The 17498-nt window shown below is 51.2% G+C and carries 12 protein-coding genes; 4 read left to right on the top strand and 8 right to left on the bottom strand.

Annotated elements, in window-relative coordinates; genetic code table 11:
• Positions 1-239 (bottom strand): helix-turn-helix domain-containing protein (locus tag N836_RS55530; RefSeq protein WP_023073499.1); only part of this gene is annotated, 239 nt, incomplete at its 3' end.
• Positions 240-326: 87 nt separating this feature from the next.
• Between N836_RS55530 and N836_RS55525 the strand changes: the two genes are divergently transcribed.
• Both N836_RS55525 and N836_RS55520 read left to right on the top strand, forming a co-directional pair.
• Complete coding sequence (locus N836_RS55525) at positions 327-4193, top strand: alpha-2-macroglobulin family protein (RefSeq protein WP_327058709.1); 3867 nt, start codon at positions 327-329, stop codon at positions 4191-4193.
• Positions 4194-4304: 111 nt separating this feature from the next.
• Positions 4305-4874, top strand: coding sequence for a Uma2 family endonuclease (locus tag N836_RS55520; protein WP_023073497.1), 570 nt, complete (start codon positions 4305-4307; stop codon positions 4872-4874).
• On the opposite strand, the gene N836_RS55515 is transcribed toward N836_RS55520, so the two are convergent.
• Positions 4867-5367 carry a hypothetical protein gene (locus tag N836_RS55515; protein WP_235071111.1) on the bottom strand — a complete coding sequence of 167 codons (501 nt, stop codon included), beginning with the start codon at positions 5365-5367 and terminating at the stop codon, positions 4867-4869. The genes N836_RS55520 and N836_RS55515 overlap by 8 nt on opposite strands.
• Before the next feature lie 165 nt (positions 5368-5532).
• Between N836_RS55515 and N836_RS55510 the strand changes: the two genes are divergently transcribed.
• Both N836_RS55510 and pta read left to right on the top strand, forming a co-directional pair.
• Positions 5533-6411, top strand: a complete 879-nt coding sequence (locus N836_RS55510) for a dna polymerase domain-containing protein (RefSeq protein WP_023073495.1) — start codon at positions 5533-5535, stop codon at positions 6409-6411.
• Between the two features lie 159 nt (positions 6412-6570).
• A complete protein-coding gene (gene pta / locus N836_RS55505; protein ID WP_023073494.1) occupies positions 6571-8679 on the top strand; it encodes a phosphate acetyltransferase in 2109 nt (702 codons plus the stop codon).
• On the opposite strand, the gene N836_RS55500 is transcribed toward pta, so the two are convergent.
• From N836_RS55500 to N836_RS77080, 6 genes are all read right to left on the bottom strand, one after another.
• A complete protein-coding gene (locus tag N836_RS55500) occupies positions 8674-9273 on the bottom strand; it encodes a LabA-like NYN domain-containing protein (RefSeq protein ID WP_023073493.1) in 600 nt (199 codons plus the stop codon). The two genes, pta and N836_RS55500, sit on opposite strands and share 6 nt — an antisense overlap.
• A 175-nt stretch (positions 9274-9448) precedes the next feature.
• Entirely contained in the window at positions 9449-9817 is a 369-nt protein-coding gene (locus N836_RS55495; protein ID WP_023073492.1) for a response regulator, read from the bottom strand.
• Positions 9814-13479: a PAS domain S-box protein gene (locus N836_RS73445; protein WP_023073491.1), complete on the bottom strand. Its 3666-nt coding sequence runs from the start codon at positions 13477-13479 to the stop codon at positions 9814-9816. The genes N836_RS55495 and N836_RS73445 overlap by 4 nt, the downstream gene beginning before the upstream one ends.
• Before the next feature lie 10 nt (positions 13480-13489).
• On the bottom strand, positions 13490-15847 hold the full coding sequence (locus N836_RS55485) for a response regulator (RefSeq protein ID WP_023073490.1): 2358 nt from the start codon (positions 15845-15847) through the stop codon (positions 13490-13492).
• 163 nt (positions 15848-16010) lie between these two features.
• Positions 16011-16247 carry a hypothetical protein gene (locus N836_RS55480; protein ID WP_023073489.1) on the bottom strand — a complete coding sequence of 79 codons (237 nt, stop codon included), beginning with the start codon at positions 16245-16247 and terminating at the stop codon, positions 16011-16013.
• Between the two features lie 91 nt (positions 16248-16338).
• A complete protein-coding gene (locus N836_RS77080) occupies positions 16339-17439 on the bottom strand; it encodes a hypothetical protein (RefSeq protein ID WP_023073488.1) in 1101 nt (366 codons plus the stop codon).
• Positions 17440-17498: the final 59 nt, after the last annotated feature.

Below are 17498 nucleotides of genomic sequence, written 5' to 3'. Positions count from 1 at the left end.
GGCTTATGACTCAACAATCCCGCTAGCTGACCGTCTCGATAACGCTTCGCCCATTTTTGGACCGTGACCCGATGACGACCTAATAATTTGGCAGCTTGCTGGATTGTCGAAGCCTGTTCGCTTTTAAGCAAATAGAGGAATTGAATTCGCTCTTTTGACGAGGCCGTTTTTTGACTTCTCAGGAGAGCTTTGAGCTCGTCTTCACTTTCGGTAATTTCAAGATGGTAAATGCCTGACATCGCTCACATTGAAGGCTGCACCTCAGTTCTACCATGTGTAGCTCTTAATTACAGAATTGGTATTACACCGGCAGTTATCGCTATGGCATCTATGCAGGTTGGGAAGGCAGTCAGCCCATCTCTCGCGGCACTGTTTTTTCGGATCGCTTGCTCTATCAGCCAGGAGAAACTGCCTGGCTGACGGGTAATGCTTATTATCTTAAACAGGGTATTCTACGCCAGGACAAAAACACGGCTTACAGGATTAAGCTAAGGGGACCTGAAGGTGATGAAATTGACCTAGGTTCCCAAACCACCAATGAGTTTGGCACTTTTTCGGTGAAATGGGACATTGGTGCCGATCAGCCCCTGGGCTACTACTCGGTTGTTGCTACCGCCGAGAATGGTGTGGAACTGCTAGGCAATCTACGGGTAGCCGAATTTAAGCCCCCTAACTTCCAGGTTGACTTAAGTCTTGAGCAGGAAACGGCAACGGCTGGCGGGAGTCTTGCTGCTAACGTGGAGAGCAACTATCTGTTTGGAGCCCCTGTCCAGGGCAGCGAGGTTAATTACTATGTCACCCGCCAGCCAACCACATTCCGTCCAGAGGGCTGGGAGGATTTCTCCTTTGGGCGTCGGTGGTACTGGCCAGAGGAGCGGCCAGTTGTTTCTAGCGATGTATTAGAGACGAGTAAAACCCTGAACGACCAGGGGCAAAGTCAGCTTTCAGTAGAGATTACGGACGACCTGCCCTACCCCATGACCTACCGATTAGATGCTGAGGTGGTGGATGTCTCCAATCTATCGGTGGCCGATACAAAAGAGGTGATGGTACTGCCCGAGGAGCGGTTGATCGGCTTGCAGAGTGACTTTGTGGCCGATGCCGGAGAGCCCTTTGATGTGGAGGTGATTGTCACCGATGCCCAGGGACAGACTCAGTCTGGTCAGTCGGTGCAGGTGGCGCTGGAGCGGATGAATTATAGCAGCGTCACTGAGGTGGTTGAGGGCAGTGTTAGCCCCAACTATCAGGTGGAATATGAGCTGGTTGATGAGGTCACGGTTCGTTCTGGTAACGAGGCTAAAACAGTGCAGCTAACGGCTCAAGAGGCAGGTTCTTACCGCATTCGGGCCACATTTGCTGGTGATGAGAGCTCCGCTACGGATACCCGGATTTGGGTGGCTGGTGCTAGCCCGGTTTATTGGGGCAGTCGCTACAACAATAACCGGCTAGAGGTACAGCTGGATAAAGACAGCTATGTCCCTGGAGAAACGGCTACGGCCATGATCCAGTCCCCCTATGAGGCAGGTGAACTGTACTTTGCCGTCGTTCGCCAAAACACTCTTTATGAAGAGGTGGTTGCTGTCAGCGGTGGTGCGCCCCAGGTGCAGTTCACCGTTACCCCGGATATGCTGCCCAATGCTGCCGTGGAGGTGGTACTTGTGCGTCAGGGAGAGCCCCTGGAAACGGTTGAAGTTAACAATTTAGCAAACCTTACCAATATTGGGTTTGCCCCATTTCAAGTGGATCTGGCGGATCGTTATCTCAAGCCAGAAGTTTCACCCACAGAAGCGGAGATTCGTCCGGCCACCGAGCAAACGCTCCAGCTCACCCTCAAAGATGGGCAGGATCAGCCGGTTGCCGGTCAGTTTACGGTGATGGTGGTGGATGAAGCGGTGCTGCAGCTGAGCGGTCATCGTCCGCCGGATTTGGTGGAGACGGTCTATGCTGAGCAAGCCATTTCCACCCGCTTTGCCGATAATCGCTCTGATGTGGTGCTGCGATCGCTAAGTTCCCCCCTAGAAAAAGGCTGGGGCTACGGTGGCGGTTTCTCCGTAGGGGGTGAGAGTACCCGCATTCGCAAAGACTTCCAGGCGCTGGCCTACTACAACGGTGCAGTGCTGACGGATGACCAGGGTCAGGCGGAGGTAAGCTTTAACCTGCCCGATAATCTCACTACCTGGCGGGTGATGGTGGTAGCCACCGATGGCAATCTGCACTTTGGTAATAGTGATGCCACCTTTGTGGCTACACAGCCTTTAATTACCGCACCGATTCTGCCTCAGTTTGCTCGACCTGGCGATCGCATGATGGCTGGCTTGTCGGTGACTAACACCACAGACCAGCGGGGACGGATAACAATCCAGGGAGATGCCATCAATGGTCTCAGCTTTGGCGATGGAGCAGCCTCTACTACCTTGGCAGAACGGGGTAAAAAGGGCACCGAGGCCTATCGTTTCCCCATGGAAGTAACGGCAGCGGGAGAGGCTCAGGTGCGATTTCAGACTCAGCTAGGCGATGAGAGCGACGGCTTCCAGCTACCGTTAGCTGTAAAACAGTTGACGATTACGGAACAGGTGGTGGATGCCGGGGCGACTACGGACCCGGTCACCATTCCTGTGAATGTGGATAAAGATGTGGTGTCGGATGTGGGCGGCTTAGATGTATCCCTCTCTAGCACCCTGCTAACGGATATCAAGGCACCGGTGCAGCAGATGGAGTGGATTGAGTCGTTACCGAATCTCTCTACGGTGGCCAGTCAGCTGAGCATTGCGGCTAATCTACAAATTCTCAGTCAGCAATATGGTCAGGTGCTGGATGGATTTGATCCACAAGCCAAAGCCAATCAGGCACTGCAGCGGCTCAAGATACTACAGCGACCCGACGGTGGCTTTTCCAGCTGGCCCGGAGGGGAACAGTCTGATCCCTTTGTCACTCCCTATGCGGCCAGGTCTCTAGCCCAGGCCAAAGCGGCTGGTTTTTCAGTGGATGGAGCCTTGATCAGCCAGCTCCAGAAGTATCTATCTGAGCTGCTAAAAAATCCAGGGAAGGTGGATTGGTGTGTATCACCCCAGTGTAAAAGTCAGGTTCGGTTGGCAACACTGTTGGCCCTGGCGGATCTAGGCGATGTGCGACAAGACTTTCTGGCATATTTATACGACAATCATGAAGAACAATTTGACTGGGTTGGGCAAATCAAGTTGGCGCGTTATCTTTCTCAGTTAGATAATTGGCAAACCGAAGCCGATACCCTGACAGATCAGATTCAGGAATCGGTTTATGAAACGGCCCGCAGTGCTACGGTGAATCTGCCTGATACTTGGGGTTGGTATCATTTTCCTGTAACGGCCCAGGCTGAGGTGTTAAATCTGTTTGTGGCGCGTGAGAGCAGTCCTGAACTGTTGGGGCGGATCGTCGATGGATTGTTGGCCCTGCGACAAGACGGTAGCTGGGGATTTCCTTACAACAATGCTCAGGCCCTGAGTGCCCTGGTGACCTATGCTCAGCGGCTGCCGGAGCCGCCTAACTTTGAAGCAACGGTACAACTTGCCGGTAAGCAGTTGGCTCAGCAACAGTTCCAGGGCTATCAGCAACCTAGTTTAGAACTCTCTGTTCCCATGGCAGAGCTGCCTGAGGGTAAGTCAGATTTGGTATTGGGCAAAGCTGGTGAAGGAGAATTGCACTACCTCACAGCCTATCGCTATCGGCTAAAAGGTAATGCTCCGGGTCGTTTGCAGGGGTTACGAGTAACCCGCCAGGTTCGTCCGGCAAATGAGTCGGACGTGCTCTACCGGATGGGCCTGAGTTCGATAGACGAGAATCTTTCATTGAACGTAGGCCAGGTGTTTGATGTGGGTCTGGAAATTATCACTGACCATCCGGTGAACCATGTGGTGATTACGGATCCGTTGCCTGCGGGTCTGGAGCCGATTGACACGTCATTCCAGACAAGCACGGCCTATTTTCAACCGCAGCAGGATAGTTGGGATATTGGCTATCAGCAGTTGGGTCGAGATCGCATCCTCGCCTACGCTGACTATCTAGATACCGGTGTCTACACCATGCACTATCTCGTCCGCTCAGTCACACCCGGCACCTTCCTCTGGCCCGGTTCAGAGGTGCAGCTAGAGTACGCCCCCGAAGAATTTGGTCGAGCGGCAACTGCAACTTTAGACGTACAGTCAGTCAGAGAATAAATCTGGGCTATGGGCCTATTATCCGGCTAGACCAATATGCTTTGCATGGATTTAGCCACAGCTTCAAAAGCTTAGAATAGTAAAAATTAAGGATACGTAAGGTCACTCGTGATGACTGCTATTAGCCTAAATTTAGAGCCATTAGTCCAGGGACTGACCCATGAGCAATTCTATAAGTTATGCATGGCAAACAAAGATATTGCCATGGAGCGGAGTCCAACAGGAAGGTTAATCATTATATCCCCAGTGGGTGGTGAAAGTGGCAGGCAAGAGGCAAACTACATTGCTGATTTGGTGTTCTGGAATCGTCAAACTGGTCTAGGGGAAGTTTTTAGCTCTTCAACGATTTTCAAGCTACCTAATGGGGGCGATCGCTCTCCTGATGCGGCATGGGTGACGTTGGAACGCTGGAATAGTTTGACCCGTGAGCAACAGACAAATTTTCCACCGATCTGCCCTGATTTTGTAATTGAACTGCGGTCTGAGAGCGATAGGCTGAAGCCACTGCAAGAAAAGATGCAGGAATATCTTGATAGTGGTCTACGGCTGGGGTGGCTGATCAATCCTCAGGGGCAAACCGTTGAGGTCTACCGACCGGGACAGGCAGTAGAGATAGTGAAGTGTCCGACTACAATTTCAGGAGAGGAGATACTACCTGGTTTTGTTTTGGATGTTAAGTAGGGTTTGATGATGATGGAGGGGCCTGGCTATCTTTGCGAGCAATCAGCCAGGGCATCACTGCAAACAAGCAGAGCATGATGTAGTAGACCGTACCAGCGATCGGATCACGGGTGGCAATATACTCAGTCATAGAAAGCCCTCGTAGCCCCAGAACCAAGCCCCATTCTGCACAAAGCAAACAAACTAGGGCCACCAAGCCCATACTAAGCCTGGACCATAAAACAGGAGGTACAGCTAGCCTTTTTACAACCCAGTAGGCAGCGACAACAACGGCCACTAACATCAAAGGCATTTCCAACAGTTCAGCCAGTCTGGCCCCCAATTGAGGTTCGATCCACACAACTCGAATAACCCCCAACCCAAAACCGACTCCAAAAACAGTCACAAAGTAGATGAGTCCAGCCTTTATGCTCGACCACAGAGACGTGATTCGATTAAAAGACTTTTCTTTATTGTTGTAGCTGTTTAGATTTTGATCGGTGGAACTTTGCATTGCTCCTAGCCCCATACGCTGACCTACATTGCTACTTTAGGAAAGAAGCATGAGGAACCTGTGAGGCAAACCGATCATGTCTTCACAAGTGTCTCAGAATTAAATGCTTGAATGATAGAAGAGGCAGTCGTGCTGTTTTGTGTTGTAGCATGACGCTCTAGACCCATGATACAAAACACCACATCACCTCACACCACATCACCTCGCTATTTTGCAATTTCAAATGATGAGATTGCGAATATGTTTGAGCAGGTTGCCGATCTTTTAGAGATCAAAGCGGAAAATTACTATCGCATCAGAGCCTATCGTGAGGCGGCACAAACTATTCGTAGCCTGGAGCGAGCCATTATAGAGATTTTGAAATGTGACGGTCGAGCCGGTCTGGAGAAATTACCCCATATTGGTCAGCATCTGTCGCTATCGATTGAGGAGCTACTGCAAACGGGGGAACTAAGTCTGCTCAAACTGCTGCTGGCGGAGGTGTCTCCTGAAGATGTATTTAAGCTCATCCCAGGAATTGGTGATGTGCTAGCCCATCGTGTTCAACAGGAACTAGGCATTGAAACCTTAGAGGAACTAGAGCTGGCAGCCCATACAGGTAAACTCGACACAGTTCCAGGGTTTGGCAGTAGTCGAACCCGGCTAGTGCGAGATGCCCTCGAAACAATTCTCAACCGCTCATCTCGCCAACGAATGCGGGTGAACCGTTGGCGAGAAATTCAGACTACCTACACGGTGCCTCCTGTGGGTTTAATCTTGGACATTGATGCTGAATACCGTCGTTTAGCAGGGGCAGGACAATTACCGATGATTGCCCCGCGTCGATTTAACCCCACTGGCAAACGCTGGCTACCTGTTATGCATACAGAACGGGATGGCTGGTGGTTTAGCGCTTTGTATTCCAACACGGCCCGCGCCCATGAACTGGGTAAAACCCATGACTGGGTCGTGGTTTACTATGAACACAATGGCTATCAAGGACAGTGTACGGTGGTAACCGAAACTCGCGGAGAGCGACGTGGCCAGCGTGTTGTCCGTGGCTAAAGTGCTGTATGAGTTAGCTAGGGCGGTAAAAATAATTCAAGAACGATTTGGAGAATAGCTCTAAAGCTGCCACAAAATTAGAGCTCCCATAAGTTTCTCCAGGTCATTGCTTTTTATCGAGATAGTTGCCTACAATCTAAGCTAATTAGGGAATCACAGATGGGAAACTCGCTTTATATCAGCACTACTGAGGCTGGTAGCGGAAAAGCTCTGGTGGCGCTGGGGATGATTAATTTCATCCTGAGACGCACTCCAAAAGTTAGCTTTTTTCGACCGGTGATTCAGACGGAAGCTGTGTCAGATGGCCATGGCTTTCAGCCAGATGAAGATATTGAGCTCATCCTGCAGCACTTTGGTCTGCAGCAGACCTATGAGGAATCCTTTGGCTTGAGATCTCACCAGGTCAATGATCTCCTCGGTCAGCACCAAATCAACCAGGCCATTGCCATTATTATCGACAAATTCAAGGCTCTGGAGCAGCGTAGCGACTTTATCCTTTGTGAAGGTTCAGACTATCTCGGCAAAGGTGCCGCCTTTGAATTTAACCTCAACCAAGAAATTGCCAAAAGTTTGGGCTGCCCCATCTTAATCCTGGGCAATGCCGATAACAGAACTGTGGTCGACGCCATTCGTCCGATCCAAATTGCCGTCGATACCTATCGCAATCACCACTGCCCCATTGCCGGAATTATCCTCAACAAAGCAGCTCCCGACCATGTGGAAGCGTTGGAAATTGCTCTAAAAAGTAACCATACCGGCTATGTCTCAGCTGTGATTCCCTATGAACCCAGGCTGATTAGCCCCCGGATACAGGATATTGTCCAACAACTGCAGGCAGAAGTCCTCTATGGTCAAAATCTTCTGGGTCGATTGGCTGTCCATTTCTTGGTGGCCGCGATGCAAATGCAACATGCCCTTACCTGGCTCAAAAAAGATAGTCTAGTTATTACCCCTGGCGATCGCGGCGATGTGATTGTAGGCATGCTCCAGGCTCATCAGTCCAGCAACTATCCCAACCTGGCCGGTATTCTGCTATCGACAGGATTAAAGCCCGAACCTGCGATCGCAAAGTTAATTGAAGGCTCACCCCAACCGCCACCGATTCTCTCGGTACCTACCGACACTTACACCACCGCATCTCAAATCAAAGAGATGCATATTACCCTCAAGCCTGATGACTCCGAAAGAATTAGACTGAGTATCCATGCCTTTGAACAATATGTCGATTTAGCTCGCCTGGAAGCACAAATTAGCCTAGAGCAGCGCCAGGAGCTAACGCCGCGCATGTTTACCTATAATCTCGTGCAGCAGACTAAGGCCAATCCCCAGCATATTGTCTTGCCGGAGAGTAGTGATCCGCGCATTCTGCGGGCAGCCGCCGTGTTGAGATCGCAAAAAATTGTTCACCTCACTCTCCTGGGCAAACGAGACCAGATTGAACAGCGGATTAAACAATACGCCATTCCCCTGGATCTAGATGACCTCACTATCATCAATCCAGCCGAGAGTCCCCATTTAGAAGACTATGCCCGCACCTTCTACCACCTTAGAAAACACAAGGGAGGCACCCTCGATATTGCCCATGACTACATGCTTGATGCCGCCTACTACGGCACCATGATGGTCTACCAGGGCGACGCGGATGGCATGGTTTCTGGGGCAGCCCACACAACTCAGCATACGATTCGGCCACCTCTGCAGCTGATTAAGGCTAAACCAGGGGTGGCCCTGGTCTCGTCGGTGTTTTTAATGTATCTGGGTGACCACGTGCGGGTCTATGGTGACTGTGCAGTGAATACAAACCCTGATGCTGCTGAGCTGGCAGAAATTGCGATCGCCTCAGCAGATACCGCCCAGTCCTTTGGCATTGAACCCCGTGTGGCGCTGCTTTCCTATTCTTCTGGGGATTCAGCCACAGGAGAAGACGTCGAGAAAGTACGTCAGGCGGCCCACCTGGCCCGTAAGCGTCGGCCCACTCTCCTACTGGAAGGCCCAATTCAATACGATGCTGCCGTTGATCCAGAGGTCGCCGCCCACAAGCTTCCACAGTCCACCATAGCCGGACGAGCCACCGTTCTCATCTTTCCAGATTTGAATACTGGCAACAATACCTACAAAGCTGTGCAACGAGAAACTGGAGCCATTGCCATTGGCCCCATTCTTCAGGGCTTGAAAAAACCCGTCAATGATCTTAGCCGAGGCTGCTCTGTTGATGACATTGTGAATACGGTGGTAATTACCGCTATCCAAGCACAGACAAATTTATAACACTCTAGCCGTCAATGGGCGATAGATATACTGGTCTTCAGAGGTTTTAGGCAGCTTTTTATGATGGGTTTTCTGGATGTCTGTACGCAGGGTGGCTAGATCCAGATAGGTATCCGCTACATTAATCAGGCTATCGCTAGTCATGGACTTGAGACCAGCGACTTCAACCCGTACCCCTTGTTTGCTCACTGCATCAATTGCATAGGCCAGGTTGCCATTGCCGCTAACCACCACTGCCGTATCATAATGGGGAGCCAGGGTGAGCATATCAACGGTCATTTCCACATCTAAGTTAACTTTCTTAGAGCCATCCGGCATCGGCAACAGCTCTTTAGTAACAACTCGATAGCCGTTGCGACGCATCCATAGCAAAAAGCCTTGCTGTTTTTCATTAGTGCTGTCAACCCCCGTGTAGAAAAATGCTCGCAGCAGCTGAGCATCTTTTGTTAGTGCAGACAACAGCTGGCTGTAGTCCAACTCAATATCAAGTTGTAAGGCCGCATAAAAGACATGGGAACCATCGATGAAAATAGCAGTTCGCCCACGCTCATTATGGGGTAACAGTCTTGATAAGTCGTTGTGTTGAATCGACATTGTTAAAACCTACTGAATTTTAGAACCGGAGATCGTGATGTGTCTCTCGATAGGGCTGTAGAGCATAGCGACCTATAAGTCACCATACTGCAAAGCCTAAATCCTAAAAATGAAAAAGTTCTGAAATGACTCTGGCCGCATTGAGCATAGGGTAGGCAGTACAATACCATCCTGCTTACCAATTAAGGATTTCAGCAATTTGATCGGCCAGCAACATCGCCTTAAAAGGTTTGGTAATAATCGCTGTCACCCCCAGATCAAAGAAACGTTGTTGGTCGCTGGTTTGGGTTTTTGCCGTCATCAAAATCACAGGAATTGCCTGGGTGTTGGCATTAGCTTGCATGTGCTTAAAGACTTCGATGCCATCCATATCAGGCATCATCACATCGAGCAAAACAGCATCTGGTAACGTCGTCTGCATATAGGTTAGCCCTGCTTGACCACTGCTAGCCGTTGACACCTGCCATCCACCAACAGTTTCAAGCGCTACCTGGGCCACATCACGAATGTCGTCTTCGTCGTCAATAATCAGAATATGCTTCATAGCGAGGTGACTCGTTCAATTAATCCCATGACTTGTTTTTCAAATTCGTCTGGCGATACACGCCCCTTGGTCAAAAATAGAGTTTGCCCCAGCCGCAGCTGTTGTCGTTCAGCGTCATCTAAATCTTTAGCTGTGTAGATTACCAGGGGAACCCGACAGAGCTGGTTATGTTGTCGCAGCCAATCGACGACGGCAAAGCCATTACTCTCGGGCAGGGCTAGATCTAGCACCAGTAGGTCGGGCATAACCTGTTGGCTGAGGTGAATGCCTGCCTGTCCAGTAGCGGCATGGTGGGGGGTAATGCCATGGCGCTCAAACATGGCGATTAATACCTGCGCCAGGTCGAGATCGTCTTCTACAATCAATACGCGAATGTCTTGGGGTAATGGGGCTAGGGCCTGTTGTAAGGCTCTAAATAAAATGGCTTCGTCTGGCGGTTTGACAATCCAGTCGCTGATCTCAGCTGATAGGTGGGCTCCTTCTTCAGGGCTGAGTCCGCTGAGGATGATAACGGGGATATTTCGAGTTTGCGATCGCGCCTTTAGCGCTGCCAATGTTTCCCAGCCAGACATCCCCGGCATCAGCAAATTTAGCAAAATCACCTGGGGTCGTTGCGCCGCTGCCTGGGCCACAGCGGCCTGACCAGAACTGACCGTCATCACTCGATACTGTTGATGTTCTAGCATCGTGGCAATTACTGTCTGTACCGACGGATCGTCATCACACACTAGCACCAGGGGCTGTTCCTGTTTGCAGGCGGGCAGCGGTGTCGGTGATGGTAACACCGGCAGGCTAAAAAAGAACGTGCTGCCCTGGTCGAGGATACTCTTAACCCAGATGCTGCCGCCATGGTGATGGACAATGCTGCGGCAAACCGCCAGGCCTAAGCCGGTACCACCGCGTTTGCGTGAGTCAGAGGCATCCACCTGTTGAAACCGATCAAAAATGGTTTTGAGCTTATCGGCAGGAATGCCGCGCCCCTGGTCTTTGACCTGAAATCTTACCTGCTGAGTAGAGACTGCCAGACGTTCGTTGGTGCTGTCAGCAGTTGCCTGGCCAGCTTCGATGGTGGCTGTTAGTTCTACGGTATCTCCTGGTGACGAGAACTTAATGGCATTGCTAAGCAGATTGGTAAATACCTGGAGAATCCGGTCGGGGTCGGCCCAGACTCGTACTGGCAGGGGAGTCACTGATAGCTGGATATCGGCCTGGGTGGCCAGACTCCGAATTTCGTCAACAGCGGTGGACATCAGCTCGGCCCCATCACACACTTGTTTGTTAAGGGTCATTTTGCCGGATTCGATCCGTTCAATGTCTAGCATGTCGTTGATTAGCCGCACCAATCGATCGGCATTATTGGCAGCAATTTGAAGCATTCGCTGCCCCTTTTCAGGTTTACTATTCAAAACACCGCTGGCGAGCAGATCGAGGGACCCCAAAATCGAGGTTAATGGGGTGCGCAGCTCATGGTTAACAACAGAAATAAACTCATCTTTGAGTTTTTCCACGTCGTGACGATCGCTAATGTCAATGCAAGTGCCAATATAGCCGGCAAAGCTACCATCGGGGCTAAAACGTGGAATGCCACGGGTTAATAGCCAGCGATATTGACCGTCATGCCGTCGCAGACGATACTCCATTTCAAACATGCGGCGGGTGTCAAACGCATTAGCGTAGGTAGCTAAACAGCGATCGCGATCGTCGGGATGAATCCCTTCGTCCCAGCCGTTACCTCGCTCGTGCTCCAGGCTACGACCGGTAAAGGTAAGCCAGGTTTGATTCAAGAAGGTATACCGTTTGTTGGCGTCTGTCATCCATAACAGCACGGGGGCGCTGTTGGCCACGGTACGAAACCGGGCCTCGCTCTCTCGCAGCGCTGCTTCGACAGATTGTTGCTGCTGCTGAGCAAGATCGGCGGCCAGAAATCGACCAAGGCTCTGGGCCATTAGTTCAATAATCTCTTGCTCATGGCAAGAAAAATTTTGGTCGCGAATCTGGGTAGAGGAAAAATTTAGGGTGCCATAAATCTCTCCATTGACCCAAATGGGGGTGCCTAGATAGCTCTCCAGATGCAGGCTTTGATAAACCGGGTGGCCTTTCATGGTGGCAAGACTGCCCACATGTTTGTAGGTGACGGTTTGGTGCTTCTGAACCACGGCAGCGCAGTAGGTATTGGCCAGGGCGAAGGATTGGTCGGCAGCCAGGGAGGTTAAGGTTGAATGGACTGAACGGATGGTATAGGTTTGACCCGTAATTTGGCTAATGATACCGGTTTCTAAACCGAGAATTTGACAGCCGGTTTCTAAACAGTCGGTAAATAGGTGATCAAAGTTCTCATAATGTGTGGTGTTAATCCGGTGCAAATGTTTTAGATTGGCACTAAACTGTCTCAGGTTTTCCTCAGTGGCTTTGCGATCGCTAATATCCCGAGCAATGGCATAGAGCAACCCCGACTGCGCGATGTGAAATGCGGCCCAACTCAGCCAGCGGTAGGTACCATCGTGGCACCGATAGCGATTTTCAAAGTTCAGGGTCGGCTGACCAGTGGCAAGGGTCTCAATTTCAGCCAGTGTTGCTGCCTGGTCGTCCGGATGAACAAAATCTAGAAAGGGTTGGGACAGCAGTATCTCTGTTGAATGGCCCAGGGTGGTTTCAAACGCAGGGTTAATTCGTTTAAAGTAGCCGTCAGTACCGGCAATACATAACAAATCAACCGACAGATTAAAAAACCGTTCTAAATCTTGTTCCGCTCGCTGTCGTTCGCTGGTTTCGGTCATCAGCTGGCTAGACTGCTGTTGCCAGGTTTGGGTCAGCCAGACTACCCAGGTGGATAACCCGGCCATGAGTAGCCCGCTAATCAGCACCACTGCAGGCAAGGGGGATTGTTCCTGAGCTAGGAGGGCTGGTGTCGGCCATACTTCCAGTTCCCACACCATGTTGTGTAAATTGATTTCGGTATGCTGACTCCAGCGGGTTTTGAGATTGTTTGCGGTTGTGCCAACAGGCCCTCGTCGGTAGATCTCAGTTCCCTGTTCGCGGATTGTGATCCCATAGTCGGGGGCTACCTGTTGATTCAAAATGGTATCAAGCAGATGCTGTACGCGAAATACACCCAAAATAAAGCCATCAAAGGACTGGTCCAAGGTCAGAAAAATGGGCGCATACACCAGCATTTGGGTTTCATTCTGGTTTAGTGCCACCGTTGGGGAAAGACTGACGGTACGATTTTGTTTGGCTGATTCTAGGGCATCTTTGCGCCGAAACTCAGCGGCTACATTCAAGTCTTGGATGGCTTCATCATCGGCAATGGACACGATCCAACGCCTCTCCAATGTGGGGTCAATCCACTCAAAGGCGTGATAGCCAGGGTAATCGTATAGTAAACTCTCGGCATCAATGGTCCAGTTTTGTTGTGAGGGTCTGCCTTGGGCGGCCCATTGTTGTGACATGCGCACCAGGGCCTGCACCCGGTTATTAGCCTGGGAATAAACTTCTCGGCCAATGCTAATGGTGGCAAAGTCAATCTGACGGTGAATCCGCGTCTGTTCCTGAATCTTAAGAGACTGCCACAGGCCTAGCGTGATGGCGACAATACTGGTTCCTACGGCGACTGGTAGCCATTTGGCTTGCCAGGGTTGGGATAATCTCAATGACAGCCCCATGGATCTCTTCCTAGTTTTTCTGATTGTTGAAGGCAATAAACGGTGGACTAGCCTGGGCCAGCTGCTGTATAGCTTTGGTGACCAGGGCTGACCAGTCTGCTGCTGGCCACTCTAGTAATGATGGGTTTGGGGGATAGGTGGCAAAGCCAGCGTGCATGGTTGGACGTTGTTTTTGGCTGATCCCTGCCGGTAGGGGTACCTGGCGTTTACGAAGATTCCTTAAACGACGTTTGCCATCCTCAATGTTCAGGCCGTACATGGCCACAATAAACAACCGACCGCCCCAGCGTCCTACGACATCATGACCGACAAAGGTTTGATGGAGTAGATAGGCAAAATGGACCAGGATCTTGTCCCCCGCATCATAGCCATAGTGCTGGTTAATAGGGTCTAGCCCATCAACGGTCACCATGGCGATACAGACCGGCTGTCGCTGTTGATGGGCTAGCGCCAGGGTCTGGGTCAGAGCCTGGATCGCGTGACGACGAGTGGCCAGCCGGGTCAAAGGGTCTATTTCTATCTGGGATTGGGCTAGCTGTGAGCGTTCTAGTCGATTGAGAATGCGGGTAGCCAGTTCGGGACCCACAATGGGTTTTGAGACATAATCATCAGCACCGATGGCAAACACCCGGTGCTTGGTGGTGGCATCGGTGTGGGCGGTGAGAAACAAAATCGGCAAATGGCTCCAGCGTAAGTCGCTGCGAACTACCTGACAAAGAGCCAGACCGTCCACATAGGGCATTTCTATATCGAGCACCAAAACATCGGGCTGGACCTCGTTGAGAATGTCCCAAAACAGCCGTGGATCTACCAAGGTATAGACTTTGAGCCCCCAAGGTTTTAACAGCTGTCCCATGGCTTCTAGAATCTGGGCATCGTCATCGACCACCAATACCTTGGCGGCATCGGCGTGCGATCGCATCCATAGATCAATCACAGTTTCAACCACCACCGCCGCTGTAGCATTAGATGGCACAAAGCCCCGACATCCCAACCGCGATGCCTTTACCCGGTCTAGCAAACTATCATGATCGGTGCGTAACAGCACAGGCACAGGCGGAGCCAAGGCCTGCAATTCGGTTAAAAAGGTGACCATATCGGTCGTCAGACAGACGGTTTCCCCATCGGGAACTCCAGTCAGATCTAACAGCACGACATCTGGCTGCTGCTGGCTCAATAGCCGACAAGCCGCGATTGGATCGCTTTGCAGCTGCAGGGTCCAATCCCTAGCGACGGTGGTCAGCGCTGACGCACACCCAGCCTGAAAGTCCTCATCGGTGCTGACCACTAGCAAACAGGCCGTATGGGGCATAAATGCAGCCCGCCCGACTGTCTTGGGATAAAACAGGGTGGGAGTCTCACCCTGCACAGCGCTTTGCACCGTTTGCCGCAGTTGACCAATCACATCGGCTAGCTGGGTGCGTTCATGGTCAAGCAGTTCTGGCCAGTTTTGAAATGCTTGCTCGGCTTTATGGGCCAGTTTGGAGCCATGATCCAGATTGAACATGCCCAGAGAACCGGCTAGCTTATGGGCTTCCTGCTCCGCCTGCTGACGTAGATCGTCGGCCAGGGTATCCGTGACACCAGCGGTGGTGGCTTTTTCAATCACCTCAATCCGCTCACTCAACCGTTGTTTGGCACGTTCCCAAATAGCAGCGGTTGCCGTATTCGTTTGTTCTGGGGTCGGAGTTAGGGTTTCGGCATGCAGCCGATAGCCAATGCCGTAGACCGTTTCAATTGGATCATGGGGGACACCGGCGGCTTTGAGGTGCTGCCGCAGACCTTTAATGTGGGCCGTAATCGTTTCTTCCCCAGGGGATTCGTCAAAGGACCAAAGATGGTCGAGAATGGCACTGCGGCTAAAGACTCTCTGGGGATTGCGTAAAAACAGTTCTAGCAGGTCATATTCCCGTGGACGCAGATAAATCGGTTTACCGTCACAGGTGACCTCACGGGTACTGGGATCTAATGATAGGGCTTCCCAGGTGAGCACCGGCTGTAGGGTGACTGACTCCCGCCGCTGTAGCGCCCGAATTCTGGCTAGTAGCTCAGCCAGATTAAAGGGCTTAGTCATGTAGTCGTCGGCTCCGGCATCCAGACCAACGACTTTGCTATTGCTATTGTCCTGGGCTGTCAGTAACAGAATTGCGGTTTGGCTGCCGTGCGATCGCAACCTGCGGCAGAGACTAATGCCATCCAGCTTTGGCAACATGACATCCAGCAAGATCACATCGTAGACAGATGCAGACGCCAGCTCCCAACCCATCTCTCCATCAGTAGCCACATCGACGGTGTAGCGCTCCGTCGTTAAGGCCCTAACCAGCGCTTCTACTAAAATGGCATCGTCTTCAACTAGGAGGATCTTCACGTTCAACTCCCCGCCACCCTGGATTCTTATGCCAACGCTAGCGCGAGTTTATGAAGGCTTCAGCAGGTGTTTGTAAATTGCAATACTCGGGTATCGCGAAGGGCCAACAGCCGCTCCCAACCAAGCCAGATGGTGGAGACACCCTAAAAATGTATGACCAAAATCAGTTAGAACACGACGTGCTCAACGATGAGGGAGCAGCGAGGGACGAGTTATTGAGCAATCGCTCATCTGTTTCACACAATGCCGGAATTCGTCGAATCACTGGCATAATCTCTTTTCTTGCCAAAATCTGACCGTTCTCATCAATCTTAAAATCACGTTCTGGCACATAACCAGCCAGGGTTAATGTCAGCAGCAACTGATTGACTTCAGCGTTAGTAAGTTGACGTATTGCCATGGTGCAGGATGGACATTTCTTAACTTTCCTTAATCCTAGCCTACTAACAAATTGTGAAAATGTGGTGAACAGCAAGAATTCCGATTGTTTACTAGGCCCAAACATCCTCCATTTCCGGTATCTCCAGGGGCTCAGACTGCTCACGCTCGGGGGCATTATTTAAAATCGTTGGCTGTAGCGGCGGATGTTTGGCCAGGGATGCTCTAGGTTTGACGGCGTTGACCTGGCGATGCTTGGGCTGACCGTTATTGTCCGAGGTATCCACCGTAGCAACAGAAGGCACCAGCTGGGTCTTGATCACTTTCCAGGCGGTTTGAGCCCCGAGTTTACCAACCTTTACAAAGGTCCAGGTACCGCGCTCATAGGTGTGTTCTTTACCGTGACATTTCGGTTTGACCCCAATCAGCTGTTCGATTTCATCGGTAGTCAGTATCCATTGGGCGGTGGCCGCTCGTTCTAAGACCTCCATATACCACAGTGGATTGGGCGGGGTAGATTGTTGCGCCGCAATCATTTGATTCAGCTGACGGAGTGACTGGGAGATCTCAGCAATTGCGGTGGCCAGCTGCTGATTAACCTCTAACTGCAGGGATGTAGCCACAGGCTGGGTGGAGGGCAAAGACGACGGGGTATCAGCTGGTTCTGCAGTGGTCTCCGCTGCCGCTGTCTCAGCGCTAGGAACAATGGGCAAGTCTTTTTGCAAGTCGGGACGAAACGCATGGGCCTCAATCCAGGCCTGGTTCAGCTCATTGGCCAAATTTTGTAAATAGATGGCTGAGGACTCAGAGCCTTGCTGCTGAAGTTGTTGAGCCACTTGCTGCATTTTATGGACTAAACCGGGGCCCACCAGATCACGGTGATCGGCCAGTAGGGTTTCTTGTTCGTCTTCTGAACAGGCTAACAACTCCTGTATCAATGACAAATAGGCCTCGGATTTATCGTCTGCGGGTTTGGCGGATGGGGTCTCTTTGACCAAAATATGATGTAGTTTTGCCGCCCAGTTGTGTAAGAAAATAGCGGCCTGGCGATTCCCCTCTTGTAACAGCTGTGAGGCAATCTGTTCCATGATTTGGACGAGATTAGCATCGACCAAGTCCTCATGCTGCTTGAGGCGTATCCATTCTTCACCCCGAGGGCAGGTTAACAACTCTTGAATAAGTTTGAGATAGGCGTTAAGACGACGTTGTTTCATGTGGGGTAACCCTCCTTATGCTTGGCCAGCCGCCTGTGTAGCTTACACCCCCGCTGTTT

Source organism: Leptolyngbya sp. Heron Island J (assembly GCF_000482245.1).
Classification (GTDB): Bacteria; Cyanobacteriota; Cyanobacteriia; order Phormidesmidales; family Phormidesmidaceae; genus Leptothoe.
This window is presented reverse-complemented; position numbering and strand designations above follow the sequence as displayed.

Bases quoted from the DNA above. Each gene is read 5' to 3' on its own strand.
- N836_RS55520 (WP_023073497.1), top strand. From the start codon at position 4,305: ATGACTGCTATTAGCCTAAATTTAGAGCCATTAGTCCAGGGACTGACC.
- N836_RS55515 (WP_235071111.1), bottom strand. From the start codon at position 5,367: ATGCAAAGTTCCACCGATCAAAATCTAAACAGCTACAACAATAAAGAA.
- N836_RS55510 (WP_023073495.1), top strand. From the start codon at position 5,533: ATGATACAAAACACCACATCACCTCACACCACATCACCTCGCTATTTT.
- pta (WP_023073494.1), top strand. From the start codon at position 6,571: ATGGGAAACTCGCTTTATATCAGCACTACTGAGGCTGGTAGCGGAAAA.
- N836_RS55500 (WP_023073493.1), bottom strand. From the start codon at position 9,273: ATGTCGATTCAACACAACGACTTATCAAGACTGTTACCCCATAATGAG.
- N836_RS55495 (WP_023073492.1), bottom strand. From the start codon at position 9,817: ATGAAGCATATTCTGATTATTGACGACGAAGACGACATTCGTGATGTG.
- N836_RS73445 (WP_023073491.1), bottom strand. From the start codon at position 13,479: ATGGGGCTGTCATTGAGATTATCCCAACCCTGGCAAGCCAAATGGCTA.
- N836_RS55480 (WP_023073489.1), bottom strand. From the start codon at position 16,247: ATGGCAATACGTCAACTTACTAACGCTGAAGTCAATCAGTTGCTGCTG.
- N836_RS77080 (WP_023073488.1), bottom strand. From the start codon at position 17,439: ATGAAACAACGTCGTCTTAACGCCTATCTCAAACTTATTCAAGAGTTG.